Origin of the sequence: Candidatus Avedoeria danica (assembly GCA_016703025.1) — a bacterium.
GTDB lineage: Bacteria > Chloroflexota > Anaerolineae > Epilineales > Epilineaceae > Avedoeria > Avedoeria danica.
In genome coordinates this window covers 1,473,860-1,489,271 of record JADJCV010000004.1, presented here as the reverse complement: position 1 = coordinate 1,489,271, position 15,412 = coordinate 1,473,860, and the positions used below count along the sequence as shown (strand labels likewise).

Below are 15,412 nucleotides of genomic sequence, written 5' to 3'. Positions count from 1 at the left end.
CGATCGACCTCCGAACGAACGAATCGCTCTCCGCTCGAACGATCGGATCCCCATGGCGACGTCCAATCCCGACATCCGCGAACGCGCAGTGCCGCACGAGGCGTCCTGGCTCGCGCACTACGAGCCTGGGGTGCCGCACGTCCTAGACCCAGCCGCCGGCGACTTCGCGGGCATCCTCGCCGACGCGGCCGCCGTTGCGCCGACGTTCCCCGCCGTCACGGACGGGCGGCGGGCACTTCACTATGCCGCGCTGAACGCCTCGGCCGACGCCGTCGCCGCGGCGCTGGGCCGTGAACCCGCGGCGGACGGACGGCCGATCGTCGTGGCGCTGCCGCCCGGGCCGACGCTGCTCGCCGTCGTCCTCGGCACGCTCAGGGCGGGCCGCATCGTCGCGCCCGTCGACGGCGCGGACGCATCCGCCGCCGCCGAGCTGAGCGATCGGCTGGGCGCGCCGCTGGCGATCGTCCTCGACCGGGAGGCGCTGCCGTTCGCGCAGGCGATGCAACGCACGGGCGGACCCCTTCCACGGATCATCACCGTCGACCCGCTGCGCGAGCTTCGCTTCGGACTGCGGTGGCTGGCCCGCCTGGGGGCCGGCAAGCGCACGCACCGTCCCGTTGCCGCCGTCCCGGACGCCGTCCCGTGGCAGCGCTGGGTCGCCGGCGATGGCCAGGCGTCGCCGACCGGCGACGAGGCCGTGCGGACAGGGGCGATCGAGGTCGACGGTGTGCGCTACGGCATGCCCGTGCTCGCGGCCGGGGCGCAGATGATGACGGCGTGGCTCACGGACACGAGCCCGGGCGACGACACATGGCTCGTCCTCGCGCCGCTCGCCACGCCGCTCGGCGTCGTCGCTGCCCTCGGCGCGGCCCCGGCGCTGCGGGCGCGCGTGGCGCTGCCCGGATCGTGGCAGCCGGCGGATGCCGTCGATGCGCTGCGCTACTTCCCGCCCGCCTGGGTCGTGTCCGACGTCGCAACCGTCGCGCGGCTGGTGGCGGCGCCCGAGCTGCCGCATGCCGAGCTGCGGTCCGTGCGCGGCTGGCTGGTCGGCGGGCCCGTGCCGCCGATGCTGGCGCGCGCGTTCGTCGAGACCACGGGCGTCGAGTTGTGCGTCGGCTGGGCGCCGCGGGGCGTGGCGGGCTTCGTGGCGTGCCATCCGGTGAATGGCTGGCGCGGGATTGGCGGCGTCGGGCTGCCGCTGCCCGGGGTGACGGCTGCCGCCGGGCCGGGCGGCCTGGTGTTGCGGGCGGCCAACGTCGTCGGCGGCGCGATCGTCGAGCCGGGCGCGCGCCTGGACGCGGACGGCTTTCTCCAGGTGGACCACGGCCCGGACGAGGCGATGGCGGTGTTCGACCGGTTTCGGCAACACCCGGACCGCGTAACGGGGCCGGCGCGCCGACGTTAGGAGATGGAGTGACGGGCCGGAACGGGTTGGCTGGAGTCTCGTCCGCCCGTAAGCGTGGATTCCGCATTCGTCCTTCAGGGATCGCACGAATCCTGCTATCCTATCCGGCGTCGGGTCTGCCGCCTCAACGGGCGGCATCGACCATCGGTCGAGCTCCTGCCCATCCGTCCGTCCGCCGCAAAGGCACCCTGGTTTTCCGATGGAGGTATGACCTGATGAACCGGACCCACTTGTTGTTTGTCGCCGCGGCCGCCGTGCTAGGCACGGCTGGATTCGCGGCCGGCACCGCCCAGGCGCAGATGGCGCCCGCCGGCGTCCCGGCGCAGACCGAGCGCATGGACGCTGCCCACATCGTCGACGCGGCCGAAATGGCCGACGTGCTCGACCTCGTCCAGCGGATGGAGCCGTACCTGTACGTCGCCGAAGACGGCACGATGCAGCTCCGCGACGACGTCACGGCTGAGACGCTCGGCGTGAGCCAGGCGTACCTGGACGACTACCGCGCCGCGATGGCGGACTCGAACACGCTCATCGAGCGCGGCGAGGTCACGCTGTCGCCTGACTTCGAGGTGACGATGGCGGCGCTGCCCGACGGCGCGGTCAACCCGGTCATCGGCATGCCCGGCCCGGGCGGCGCCGCGACCGAGGGCGAGGGCGCGGCGAGCGACGCCGGGTTCGGCGGCGCTTCGATGCTCGCGGGCGCCTCGCCGGACAATTGGAGCGCCTACGGCTACAACTCCGGCGCGATGTTCTACAACAGCTATAACGTCTACCGCCAGTACTCCAACAACTACTACAACCTCTGCAACAGCATGGCGGCCTACCTCCGCCAGCCCTGGATCAGCTCGAACCTGGCCTACTTCTACGGCTACAACGGCAACCAGCTGAACAACAGCTGTTACCAGAGCCAGGGCATGTGGTACTACTTGCCCTACCAGCAGGGTTGCCAGCAGTGGGTGCCGACGCAGCGCACGTACACGAACCAGTGCTACGGCTCGACCGTCAGCTACCGGCCGGGCTACCTGTGGCAGAGCCGGTACGCCTACAACAACAACTGCCGGTGCTACCAGTCGCAGTGGCAGTGGCAGGGCTACTGGATGCGCTACTAGCCTTCTTGCGTCGGCCGCCGACCGCATGGGTGCGGCGCGGCGCATGGCTGGTCGATGATCGGATCGTGAAAGGCGGGGGTTGCTTCGGCAGCCCCCGCCTTTTCGTATGCCCGGCTCGGCGCCATCGGCCCGTGCGGGCGGATCGACAGATCGTGCGCCCGATGGATTCCGTGGGTGGATGGTCGCATGCGCGTGGGTCGGGGATGGATGGTTGCTGCATTGCGTGAGCGCCTGGTGAGCCGGGCGTAACACGTCTGTTGCCGGCGTCGTTATCCCCCCCGAAGTCGGCCGCCTGCCCACCGCCGTCGACGAATGTGCGCGAGGTCTCGCGCGTACCGTCGACCCGATGTACTTGGCATCATCAGGAGTGGGCAATGGTCAAGCGACTGGGACGCGCTGCACCTGCAGCGTTGGGGATCGCCGCGTTCGCCTTTGGATCGTTTGTGTTCGGGGCGACGGGGGGCGGCAACGCCGCTCGCGCCGCGGACACGTCGGCCGTGGCGTCGGATGACGCCGTCGTCGCGCCGCTGGCTGAGGCGACGCCGAACTGCCCGAGCGGGCCGAGCGGCGCCGAGATGCCGCCGGGTGTCCGGCCGGCGGAGGGCGACACGCCGAACGACGACTTCACGCGCTGCACGGCGCTGAAGGTTGTCGGCAACAGCTACGTGGACAACAACCGCAACGGACGTTACGAGTCGAACAGCGGCGACTGGCGGCTGCCGAACGTCGTCGTGCGGCTTTCGGATGCCCAGACCGGGCAGGTGATCGGCGAGACCGTCACGAACCAGGACGGGTACTATCGGTTCCCGCTCCTGCCGCTCGGACCGGTCTACCACGTCGAGGTCATCCACGCGGACGAGAAGTACGTCCCGACGACGCCGACGTCGCGCGACCTCGAGCTGCGGGACTTCTCGCTCCTGTGGTGTTGCAGCGGCCGCGCCGACTTTGGGTTCTACCAACCGACCGGGCCGCGCGGCGGGCCGGTCGTGCCGCCGCCGCCCCCGGTCGTGCCGGGCGGCCCGGTGCCGCCGCCGCCGTGCTGCGAGATCCCGACCGGCCGCCAGATCCACCTGCCGATCCTGAACTACGAAGCGAACGACAACGTCTGCAACACGATCATCGAAGCCCAGAACGTCGGGGCGTGGCCGTCGAAGGCGCTGCTCATGGTCTGGGGCGCGCCGGGCTTCTGCCCGCCGCAGTGCACGGGGCCACTGAAGGTCGAGTGCTCCGGGCTTCTCGCGCCGGGCAGCACCTGGAACTTCATCGGCGCGCAGCTGCCGGGGCGATCGAAGAGCGGCATGGTGTTCAGCGCGCCGGCGATCGGGACCTACCCGTCCGGCGGCCCGAGCGGCGACGTGTTTGCCGACCTGCTGTGCGAGGCGCTGTTCCATGACGTCGTCGGGAACTGCGACAACTACCGGCGCTTCAAGCAGGCGTTCAACACGTACGGCGTTTGGCAGACTTCGACGTACAACTTCGACTTCCGCCGCTATGCGGGCGCGAGCCTGGCGGTCGAGGTCGTGCGCAAGTGCCCGGGCGACCAGAACCCGCTCGTGAACGTGACCGGCGGCTATGCCGGCATCGCCGACGAACAGCTCGGCACGTACGACCCCGTGTACAACGGCTTCGCGTTCTTCGCGCCGCTCATCTACGCGGACGAGGGCGGCTTCACGAGCTGGCTCTACATCCAGAACGGCGGCTACGAGTGCACGTCGCTCGAGATCTGGTTCAAGGCGCAGGACGACTGCAACCGCCCGCGCGTCTGTGACGTGGCGACGTTGGCGCCGGGCGAGACCCACCAGTTCGATGCGGCGAGCTGCGTCGGCCCGAACTTCGTCGGCAGCGCCTACGTCCGGGCCAGCCAACCGGTGTCCATCGTCGTGGACAACATCGGCCAGGACGTCCTGATGAGCTATACCGGCAACCCGTCCGAGCTGAAGTACAGCTACGAGGGCGCGCCGTACTTCACGACCGGCAGTCAGGTGGCCTACGGCCCGCTGACGTACTCGGAGTACCAGGGCTGGGACGCGCTCGTTCAGGTGCAGAACCTGAGCCAGATCCACAACGCCAAGGTGAAGGTCTACTTCCTGGACCGCTCCGGCGGGATCATCAACACGCTGGTGGACTGGATCTGCCCAGGCGGCAGCGCCGGCTTCTTCCTGCCGGTCATCAGCGCGCTGCCCGGCAACTGGGTGGGTGCGGTGCGCGTCGAGAGCCAGGACTGGTTCATGCCCGGCCAGCCCGGCATCCAGGCGCCGAACGTGACGGGCGTCGTGACGCTCACGAAGTACGGCGACGCGACGCGGACGGCGGCGCTCGAGGCGATGAGCTATGCCATGTTCCCCGAACAGCGGGCGTACGACTGGCAGACCGGCAGCGGCTACGGCGGACTCTACTCCGGCGTCGGTCGGGTCGGCATCCCGAGCTTCTTCAAGGACGTTCGCGGGACCGGCCTCTCCACGGAGCTGGCGATCAACAACGTCGTGCCGGTGCCGGGGTTCACGGACTTCATCATCTACATCTACGACCAGAACGGCCTGATCAACAGCCTGTGCGAGAAGTTGAACGAGAAGCAGGTGGAGTACCTGGACGTCGCAGGCGATCTCGGCATCCTGCCGGAGGGATTCAAGGGTTCGGCCGTCATCAGCGCCGTGTACTGGGAGCACCTGACCTACGACGAGGCGAACCGGATCGCCCGCAACGTCGTCGGCCTGGCCGTCGTGAAGATCGAGCGGACGGCGACGCAGTTCGGCGTCGACATCCCGGGCGACGAGTCGGCGGCCAGCCCCGGCTTCCCGATCATCGGCCCGTTCGCGTTCGCCGGCCCGGTCATCGGCTGCCCGGGCGTCCCGAACCACGGCCCGTGGCAACCCGGCGGCCCGGCCGTCCCGACGCCCTATCCCTACAACCCGACCGCCATTCCGCCCGGCCCGAACCCGCCGACCCCCGGCGGCCCGCCGCCACCCGGGCCGACGAACCTGCCCCCGCCCCCGCCGCCGGTGCCGTAAGGCAAGGCGCGCCCGCCGCGGCGCGCACCGTAAGTCGGCAGCGGACAGCGGACAACTTGGTATCACCACGAACCATCACCATGGGGGTCGCGAGGGGCCGGCGGAGTACGCCGGCCCCTCGCGCTTTGGTCCTCGCGTCGCGGGCGGCGCACAATGTCGGCGAAGACGAAGGAGCGTGCATGTCCGCGCCGTCGGTGACCGCGATCCCGCTCATCCTGCCCTTGGACTCCCCCCACGCATCCCTCGGTGCCGTCGGAGGCAAGGGCGCCTCACTCGCCCGCCTGTCCGCCGCCGCCCTCCCCGTCCCGCCCGGCTTCCACGTGACGACCACTGCCTACCGGCGCTTCATCGACGCGAACCACCTCTCGGAGGTCATCCGGCGGGCGGCGGGCAGGGCGTCGATCGACGATCCGGCGTCCCTCGAGCGGGCGTCGGCGCTCATCCGAGCGCTCATCGCGCAGGGAAGCATGCCGCGCGATATCGCCGAGGGCGTCGGGGCGGCGTACGCCGTGCTCGGGGCGGGCGAGCCGGCGGTGGCGGTGCGGTCGTCGGCGACGGCGGAGGACCTGCCGGAGCTGTCGTTCGCCGGGCAGCATGACAGCTTTCTGAACGTGTGCGGCGCCGATGCGGTCCTCGCGGCCGTCAAGCGCTGCTGGGCGTCGCTCTGGACCGCGCGGGCGATCGGGTACCGGGCGCGGCAAGGCATCGACGGCGCGGACGTGAACCTGGCGGTCGTCGTGCAACGCCTCGTGCCCGCGGACGTGGCCGGGATCCTGTTCACGGCCAACCCGATGTCGGGGGTGCGCGACGAAGTGGTCATCAACGCGGCATGGGGCCTGGGCGAGGCGATCGTCGGCGGGCACGTCACGCCGGACACGTTCCGGGTGGACAAGGCGACCGGGACGATCCGATCGGCGGATGTGATGGACAAGGTGGTGCAGACGGTGCGCACGGACGGTGGCACGCGCGAGGTGCCGTTGTCAGCGTCGCTGCGGACGGCGCCGACGCTCTCGCCGGCGCACATCGCCGAGCTTACGCGGCTTGGCAGCGAGATCGAGGAGCTGTACGGACACCCGGTCGATATGGAGTGGGCGATCGCCAACGGAAGCATCGCCGTCGTCCAGGCGCGGCCGATCACGGCGTTGCCCGATCCGATCGTCGAGCTGGATTGGACGACGCCCAATCCGACCGGACGCTACGCCCGCTCGAGCGTGATCGAGCTTCTTCCCGAGCCGCTCTCGCCGCTCTTCGAGACGCTGGCGCTGCCGCGTTGGAACCGGGCGATGGCGGCGCTGATGGAGGAGATCGGCCTCGCGCGGGTCATGAAGCAGCTCACCGACCTCACGACGATCAACGGCTTCGCGTACTACGACTACTCGATGTCGCCGGCGCAGACGTTCCGGATGCTCTTCCACTTCCTCACCCACCCCGGCCAGCTGATCGACCACTTCCGGCAGGCCCGATCGGTGTGGGCCGACAGAGCGTTGCCGCGCTACCGCGCGGTCGCCGCCGAGTGGGCCGAGCGGGACCTGGCCGCGGCGTCGGCCACGGCGTTGCTGGCCGGCGCGGCACGGATCACGGACGCCGCGGCGGCCTACTACCTGACGATCCAGTCCGGCATCCTGCCCGTCGCCTACATCGGCGAGGCTTGCTTTGCGTACTTCTACGACAAGCTGGCCAAGCGGAAGGGCGACCCGCCGGCGATTGCCTACCTCCTCGGCTACGACAGCAAGCCGATCCGCGCCGAGAAGGCGCTCTTCGATCTGGCCCAGTGGGCACACGAGCATCCTGACCTCGCGTTCGCCCTCACGTCGATGTCCGCCGCCGACCTCGCGTCCGCCCTCGACGGCCCGACCCCGCCCGGTGTCTCGGACGACGCCTGGAACGTGTTCACGACGCTCTTCGCCGCGCATCTCCAGCACTACGGCGACGCGGTGTACGACCTCGACTTCAGCAAGCCGCTCGCCGCCGACGATCCGTCGCCGCTCCTGGAAGCGCTGAAGTCTTTCGTCGCCGGCGATGCGCGCAGCCCCCACGCCCGCCAAGCGGCCTCGTCGGCTGCGCGCGAGGCGGCGACGAACGCGCTGCGATCCCGCCTGCGCGGGCGGCGGGGCCGGTTCGTCGGGTGGCTGCTCGGCGGCGCCCAGCAGTTCGCGCCGCTGCGCGAGGACGCGCTGGCGGACGTCGGCCTCGGCTGGCCGCAGCTGCGGCGGATGATGCACGCCCTCGGCGAGCGTGCCGTCGCCGCCGGCGCGGTGGCGGCGTCCGACGACGTCTACTGGCTGACGGTCGACGAGCTGCAGGACGTGGCGCGGGCGATCGACAGCGGCCAGCGGGGGGCGGACCACGCCGACACGGTGGCGAAGCGGCGGGCGACGGCGGCGCACAACCGCACGGCCACGCCGCCGGTGGCGCTGCCGCTGAAAGGGGGCGCAACGTTCCTGGGGATGGACTTGATGCGCTTCATGCCGGCCCACTCCCACCAGGACGGCGGCGATACGATCAAGGGGATCGGCGCCAGCCCCGGGCGCGTCACCGGCACGGCCCGCGTGATCCTGGGCCCGGAGCACTTCCACGCGATGCGCCACGGCGACATTCTGGTGACGAAGATCACGACCCCCGCCTGGACGCCGCTGTTCGCGCTGGCCGCCGGCATCGTCACGGACGTCGGCGGGCCGCTCAGCCACAGTTCGATCGTGGCGCGGGAGTACGGGATTCCGGCGGTGCTCGGCACGGGGGTGGCGACGGCGCGGGTGAAGGACGGGGGGCGGATTACGGTGGATGGGGATGAGGGGCGGGTGATGTTGGAGCGGTGATGTGCGAGGTTCTTGCCTCGACGGTTGGTCTGTTGGTTTGGGCGGAGAGGAAGTGTTGAGCCGGCGGGCGGGGATGGTGGGGTTCGTGCCTGTTGGGTTCGTGCTTTTGTTTCGCAGGGGCCGCTTGGCCCCTGCACCCCGGCCAGGGGGTGCGGCGCCCCCCTGGACCCCCCGCATCAGGTTTCACTTCAATCAAGCCAAGGATCGTCGTCGCCGCGTAGGTTAGAGCCAATGTCCATGTCCGGACGTACGAGACATCGAATCACGGGCACGTCGCCCTTTGACTTTCCCGAACGCATCAGGCTGCGGTACCCCGTTCTTCCAGTGCCAGGTCACTCCGATGCGGGGGGTCCAGGGGGGCGCCGCACCCCCTGGCCGGGGTGCAGGGGCCAAGCGGCCCCTGCGAAATAAATGCACGAACCCAACAGGCACGAACCCCACCATCCCCGCCCGCCGGCTCAGCACTTCCTCTCGAGCCCGAGCAATCGCATCACGCCTTCACCCCCACCCCCACCCAAGCCGCCCCGAACAGCATCATCCAAGCGCTCACATACACCCACAGCACCAGCACCACCAACGCCCCCGCCGCCCCATACACCGACCCCACCCCCGCAATCACCACATACGCCGCAAACGCCCCCTTGCTCAGGCTGAACAGCGCCGCCGTGATCAGCGCGCCGCCCCAGACATCGCGCCAGCGCGGGCGGCTGTCCGAGAAGCCGCGATAGACGCAGGCGAAGAGCACCGTGATCAACACGAAGATCACCGCCCGGTCCAGCGGACCCGCCGCCGGCACCCAATGCGACGGCACGCCGATCGCGCGTGCCGTCGCGGCGATCCAACGGGCCGTGGCCAACGAGATCGCCACCAGAACGCCCCCGCCGAGCACGAGCGTGAGGCCGACGACCCGCGCCAGCGCCTTGGCTCTCAGACCGCGCCGACCCCGCTGCACCTCGACCGACCACAGCAGGTTGAGGGCGAGACGAACCTCGTCGAATACACCCGATGCGCCGAACACGACGAGTGCCGTCGCCACCACCGTCGCCTGCAGCTGGGCGCCCGGATGGGTGATCGCCTCGAGCAACGACGACACGGCGTCCGCCAGTGGCCCGGTGATCTGCACGCCGAGCGCGTCGGAGGCGAACGCCAGCACGGTCGCATGGGCGGTCGTCTCTCCGACGATGCGGCCGAGCACCACGATCGCCAGGACGAGCAGCGGCGCGATCGAGAACAGCGTCCGGTAGGCGATCGCCGCCGCGGCCGTCGACACGAACGGCCGGCGCCAGAGCCGCCAGGCGGACGCGAGGCGGGTGTGGTACGCGACGGCGAGGGTGCCGGCGCTGGCGGAGGGCGCCCCGTCGGTGCGATCGCCCGTCATGCGCGCCCATCCCGCTCCGGCCATCGCCGCACGTACGCTCCGACATCGAACTTCCGCGCCGCGCCGCTCGCGCTCATGAACCGCACCGTCCCGAACACGGGCCGATCGAACCATGGCCGATCGTGCACCCCGCCGATCGCCCAGGCGATGCCGGCGTAGCCGTTCGGGTCGCGCCCATCGAGTTCGTACCGATCGTTCAGGACGATGGCGGTTGCCAGCGCCTCCTCGGGCGTGGCCGACCACGCCAGGATCATCTTCGCCCAGTACATCCGCAGGTACCCGTGCATCTTGCCGGTACGGACCATCTGGCACTGGCACGCATTCCACAACGCATCGTGCGTCGCAGCGCGACCGAAGGCGTCGACGTCGTACAGCGCCTCGCGCGCGTCGCCGCGGTGCGCGTCCAATGTCCGGCGCGCCCACGCCGGGAAGCCGGCGACGGCGTCGTACGCCGGTTGGTACAAGCAGAAGTTGTCGGACAGCTCGCGGCGGACGACCAGCTCTTCGAGGAAGGTGGCGGCGTCGGGTACGACGCGATGGGCGCGATCGATGTCGGGACCACCCGCCGCAAGACGTGCCCGGACTTCGAGCGCAACGCGCGCCGGCGCGAGTTGTCCGAAGTGCAGGTAGGGCGACAGCCCGGACTGCCCGTCCGCGTTCGGGTCGTTGCGCCGCTTCGTGTAGTCACCGAGGCTATCAGCCAGGAAAGCATCCAGTGCGCGGCGGGCTTCCGACGCGCCGGGCGCGATCCAGTCCACGGCGCCCACAGACCGGTCGACGCTCAGCGACCCCTCGGCCGCCGTCCAGTCGACCACCGGCAGCGGCGTCGGCCACGCCGTGGTCTGGGGAGCAAGGGAAGGGAACGGCTCGAGGAATATGTCGAGCAGCCGCGCGATCTTCGGCCGGATCGTTCGCGCCGCGAACTCGAGCTTGCCGGAAGCCGCCCAGCACGGGACGATGTTGTGCGCATCGACCTCCTCGAGCCGCACGCCCGCCGCCGCCAGCCGATCGCCCACGCCTGAGCGCCATTCGCGCGCCAACCGCAGCGGGTTGAAGTCGACGACGACGTGGCCGACGCCGTGGGCGCGGACGAACGCCGTGACGGCGTCGGGCGGATCGGCGCCGTACAGGACGGCGAACGGGATGCCGAGCGCGCGCAGGTCGCGCTCGACGCCGCGCAGCCCGGCCAGGAGGAAGTGGTAGGCACGCCACGGCGCGGCGAGGAACGACGGCGCCAGGGTGAACACGACGGCCAGCGGCGCATCCGCGGCGGCGGCGATCGCGCGGGCATGCAACAGCGCCCAGTTGTCCGCCACACGCGCGTCGCGCGACATCCAATACAGGACCGGCGCGCCGTGGCCCGGCGCGTCGTTCAGGGCGCGGACGCGGTCCGGGTGAATCGGTGTCGCCGGCGCGTCCATCCGTCGGGGGTCGAGCGGTCAGATGGAGGCGGCGACGACGTCGGGCGCGCCCACACCCGCGACCCTGTCCCCGATCCGACCGGCATCGGCCATCGTGTCATCGTCCGTCTGGACGTTGGCCGTCCCGGCCGCCGCGAAGTCCTGTACGTCGAGCTCGAGGCTGCGCTCCCCGCGCCAGACCCGCTCGCGCACGCCGTACACGATGTCGATCCGCTCCCCAACCCCCGCCAGCCGATCCCCGTGGCCGAATGCCATCGCTTCCATCGACCCGCGCGCCGTCGGGACGATGAGCTTGAGATGGCGCTCGCCGACGATCCGTTTGGACGCGACGACGACGTCCCGGCTGAGGATGAGCGGCGTCGGGTTCGCTTCGCCGAACGGCTCGAGGGCCTGCAGCCGGCGGTAGAGGTCGTCGTTCACGGCCGTGAGGGGCAGCTCGGCGTCGATGTCGAGGACGGGGCGCAGATCGGCCCCGCGCAGGGCGTCTTCCGCCAAGCGGGTGAGCGCATCGACGACCTCGTCCAGGCGGTCCGTTCGCACTGTCAGGCCGCCGGCGCGCGCGTGGCCGCCGTGCCGCTCGAGCAGCGGGGCGATGCGGTCGAGGGCCTCGACGACGTTGAACTCGGCGATCGAGCGCAGGCTGGCGCGCGCCGTCTCGCCCTCGATGCGGAACACGGCGGCCGGACGATAGTGCGTTTGCGCCAGCTGGCCCGCGACGAGCCCGATCACACCGAGGCCGACGTCCGGCGATGCCCAGGCCAGGAACGGCGCGTCCGTCCGGCCCGCCAGGTCCGCGTGCGCCGCTTCGAGCGCGACGTCCGTCGCCGCGCGCCGCTCGCGGTTCATGTGCTCGAGTTGCGCGGCGAGCCGGCGCGCCTCGCCGTCCGCTTCCGACAACAGCAGCGTCAGCGCCATCGTGGCATCGCCCATCCGCCCCGCGGCGTTCAACCGCGGCCCGAGCCCGAAAGCGATCCCGCGCGCCGTCATCGTCGCCGCCTCGAAACCGCCGGCCTCGCACAGCGCCGCGACGCCCGGTCGGGCGCCGGCGCGGATCCGCTCGAGGCCGCCCTGGACGAGCATCCGGTTCTCGCCGACGAGCGGCACGACGTCCGCGACGGTTCCGATCGCCGCGAGGTCGAGCAGGTCGGTCTCGTGGAGCGCCGCCGGCCGCGCCGAGGTGCGCGCCGCGACGCGCAGGAGCGCCTGCGCCAGCTTGTACGCCAAGCCGACGCCGGCGAACTCGTGGAACCCGTAGCCATCGTCCGCGCGGCGCGGGTTCACGACGGCCACTGCCGCCGGCAGCTCGTCCGGCAGCGCGTGGTGGTCCGTGACGATGACGTCCATCCCGAGCGTGCGGGCGTGCAGGAGTGGTTCCGCCGCGCGGACGCCGCAGTCCACCGTTACGACGAGCCGCACGCCGTGCTTCGCCAGCCGGTCGAGCGCCGCGGTGTGGACGCCGTAGCCGTCGCGCTCGCGGTGGGGCAGGTGCGGCAGGACGTCGCCGCCGAGCGCGCGGAGCGCCGTCGTGAGGAGGGCGGTGCCGGTCACGCCGTCCGCGTCGTAGTCGCCGTACACGGCGATCCGTTCGCCGCCCGATATCGCGCGGCGGAGGCGGGTGACGGCGCGGTCCATGTCCGCCAGCCGGAACGGGTTGTCGTCCCCCACCGACCGGCCGAGGAACGCCGCCGCGCCGTCGAGCTCCGCCACGCCGCGCGCGGCGAGCGCACGCGCCAGAAGCGGGTCGCCGAGCGCATCGAGCGCGGGCGAGGGCGGCGGGCTGAGGCGCCACCGGGCGCGCGGCGCGGCAGGCGGGACGGGGTTGGGCACGAGGATCCTCGATTCGCGGGTGGGACGATTATACGGTGCGGCGTTGCGCCGGCGTCGCAGCCGGGGCAGAGGGATGTCGCTTGATGACGCCGCGTGAAGGCGCCGTCAGCGGAGCGCCAGCCCCCATGCGCCCGCGATGATCGCCACCGCTGCGATCCCGGCCGCCCACTGCAGGCGCGCGCCGGCGACGGACGTCGACGTCCCGTGCGCCTGCGCACCTGCGCGTGCGAATCGCGCGATCGCGGCGCCGATCGGCACGCCGGCGACCAGGCCGCAGGCATGGGCCAGCACGTCGCTCTGCTCGCCTGAGCCGAGGAGCGCAAGCAGTGCCATGGCTGCGCCGAACACGATCCAGCACCCGCCGCACCCGCCGCGCCCGCCGCGGTCGCCGTCGACGAGGCGCGCGCCGGCGAGGAGTCCGAGCGCGCCGAAGACGGCCGTCGAAAAGCCGACGCCGAGTGAGCCGGGCCCGCGGAGGTAAGCGGTCAGCCAGTTGCCGATCGCTCCGGCGCCGATCGTGCCCAGCAAGGTCAGGCCGATCCCGAGGCGGCGCGCCGCAAGCGGCAGGAAGATCACGCTCGCCAGCGCGTTCGCCAGGACGTGGCCGATCCCGGCGTGCAGCGTCAGCGCGGTGACCGTCCGCCACAGCGCGCCGTTCAGGATCAAACCGCTGTCGGCCCCGCCGAGCGGCGCCAGCCCGCCGCCGTGCGTGGCATCGCCGGTGACGGCAAACCCGGCCAGGAGCGCGAGGCCGGCGGCGATGCCGAAACCGAGGTCGGCCCGACCGGCGGGATCGGCGCTCGGCCGCAGCGGCGGGCGGCGGGCGGTGTCGAAGACCGGCGCGTCGTTCTCGGTCATATACGCTTGCAGCGAGGCCGAGGCGCGGACGGCGTCGCCGGCATCGACCGCCAGGTAGAGGCCGTCGGTGCCCGAAAGGAGCTGATGGCCGATGCCCTCGCTGGACAGGACGAGCGACCAGCCGTCGGCCTGGCGGCGCCGGAGCGGGCCGAGCGTGGCGGTGGCGGGGGGCGGGAGCGGCGAAGGCACGCGCGCCGGCTCGGGCAGCGAGGGGCCGGGTAGCGGCGGGTCGTCGCGTATCGGCGAGGTCTCGTCGGGCAATTCGATGTCCATGGTCGACAATGGTAGGGCCCACCGCCGTCCAGCGCCCGATCGGGTGCGACGGTTCCCCGTTAACATCCCCGTATAATCCGCCCGCCATGCCAGAACCCGTCATGCACGAAGTCCACGACCTCCCGTCCGGTGCGCCCGCCGCCCGCGCCGTCTCGGTGATCGCCACGGTGTTCAACGAAGCGGCGACGATCGGGGCGCTGCTCGACAGCCTTGCGGCGCAGACGCGCCCACCGGACGAGGTCGTCGTCGTCGACGGCGGTTCGACGGACGGCACCGTCGCCGCGGTGCGGGCGTGGCGCGCCGCACGGCCGGACGGCGAGGCGCTGCGGCTCACGCTCGTCGAGCGGCCGGGGGCGAACATCTCGCAAGGCCGCAACGCCGCGATTGCCGCGGCTGCCGGGCCGATCCTGGCGGCCACGGACGCCGGCGTGCGGCTCGTGCCGGGGTGGCTGGCGGCTCTCGCGGCGCCGATCGAGCGGGGCGAGGCGCGCTGGGCGGCCGGATTCTTCACGAGCGCGCCGGAGGGCGCGTTCGAGACGGCGCTCGGCGCGACGACGCTGCCGGACGTGGCCGACATCGACCCCAGGACGTTCCTCCCGTCCAGCCGGTCCGTGGCCTTCCTGAAGGCGGACGCCGCCGTGATCGGCGGCTACCCGGAGTGGCTCGACTACTGCGAGGACCTCGTGTTCGACCTGCGGCTCAAGCGGATCGCCGGGCCGCCCGCTTTCGCGCCGTCGGCCGTCGCCCGCTTTCGGCCCCGCCCGACGCTCGCCCACTTCGCCCGCCAGTACTACCTGTACGCCCGCGGCGACGGCAAGGCCGACCTGTGGCGGCGGCGGCACCTGATCCGCTACCTCACCTACGTCGTCGCGGTCCCGTCGCTCGTCGCCCTGGCAGTGTTCAACAGCGCCGCATGGTGGCTCCTCCTGGCCGCCGGCCTCGTGACGATGGTCGCGAAGCCCTGCCGGCGACTCGTGCGCCAATGGCGGGCGTTGACGATCGGACAGCGGGTGGCCGCTGGGCTGTGGGTGCCGGTGATCCGGGTCACGGGCGATGGGGTGAAAATGGTGGGGTATCCGGTGGGGTGGGGGTGGCGGCGGCGGGAGAGGCCGCCGGATTGGACGGCGGACGATTGGACGGCGGACGGCTGACGCGAAGCGACCGATCGCGGGAGCCGCCGGCTCGGCTCGGACGGTCCTTGAACTTGCGCCCACGCCTCGAAGCCCTTATCCTCTCCGTTCGTCGCCGCGTCGGCACCGTTCGGCGCTGCGGCACAGGTTGATCGACAATCCGGCCGCCGCTCGGGCGGCCGCGTGG

At 71.7% G+C, this 15,412-nt stretch carries 9 protein-coding genes; 5 read left to right on the top strand and 4 right to left on the bottom strand.

The features are described from left to right. The first annotated feature begins 52 nt into the window (after positions 1-52). From IPG72_09355 to IPG72_09340, 4 genes are all read left to right on the top strand, one after another. The gene (locus IPG72_09355; GenBank protein MBK6769194.1) at positions 53-1,405 is read left to right on the top strand and encodes an AMP-binding protein; all 1,353 of its coding nucleotides are present in this window, start codon (positions 53-55) and stop codon (positions 1,403-1,405) included. Between the two features lie 215 nt (positions 1,406-1,620). Next, on the top strand, positions 1,621-2,514 hold the full coding sequence (locus IPG72_09350) for a hypothetical protein (GenBank protein MBK6769193.1): 894 nt from the start codon (positions 1,621-1,623) through the stop codon (positions 2,512-2,514). 374 nt (positions 2,515-2,888) lie between these two features. After that, on the top strand, positions 2,889-5,522 hold the full coding sequence (locus IPG72_09345; GenBank protein ID MBK6769192.1) for a hypothetical protein: 2,634 nt from the start codon (positions 2,889-2,891) through the stop codon (positions 5,520-5,522). A gap of 179 nt (positions 5,523-5,701) precedes the next feature. Further along, the gene (locus IPG72_09340; protein MBK6769191.1) at positions 5,702-8,338 is read left to right on the top strand and encodes a phosphoenolpyruvate synthase; all 2,637 of its coding nucleotides are present in this window, start codon (positions 5,702-5,704) and stop codon (positions 8,336-8,338) included. A gap of 490 nt (positions 8,339-8,828) precedes the next feature. Here IPG72_09340 and IPG72_09335 read toward each other — a convergent pair whose 3' ends face one another. From IPG72_09335 to IPG72_09320, 4 genes are all read right to left on the bottom strand, one after another. Continuing rightward, complete coding sequence (locus IPG72_09335) at positions 8,829-9,716, bottom strand: YihY/virulence factor BrkB family protein (protein ID MBK6769190.1); 888 nt, start codon at positions 9,714-9,716, stop codon at positions 8,829-8,831. Then, entirely contained in the window at positions 9,713-11,137 is a 1,425-nt protein-coding gene (gene phrB / locus IPG72_09330) for a deoxyribodipyrimidine photo-lyase (protein ID MBK6769189.1), read from the bottom strand. The genes IPG72_09335 and phrB overlap by 4 nt, the downstream gene beginning before the upstream one ends. Before the next feature lie 18 nt (positions 11,138-11,155). Then, on the bottom strand, positions 11,156-12,964 hold the full coding sequence (recJ, locus tag IPG72_09325; protein ID MBK6769188.1) for a single-stranded-DNA-specific exonuclease RecJ: 1,809 nt from the start codon (positions 12,962-12,964) through the stop codon (positions 11,156-11,158). A 105-nt stretch (positions 12,965-13,069) separates the two neighbouring features. Further along, positions 13,070-14,095 (bottom strand): rhomboid family intramembrane serine protease, encoded by a 1,026-nt coding sequence (locus IPG72_09320; GenBank protein ID MBK6769187.1) that lies wholly within the window; start codon positions 14,093-14,095, stop codon positions 13,070-13,072. Positions 14,096-14,196: 101 nt separating this feature from the next. Here IPG72_09320 and IPG72_09315 point away from each other — a divergent pair, with 101 nt between their 5' ends. Next, positions 14,197-15,246 carry a glycosyltransferase gene (locus IPG72_09315; GenBank protein MBK6769186.1) on the top strand — a complete coding sequence of 350 codons (1,050 nt, stop codon included), beginning with the start codon at positions 14,197-14,199 and terminating at the stop codon, positions 15,244-15,246. The last annotated feature ends 166 nt before the right edge of the window (positions 15,247-15,412 follow it).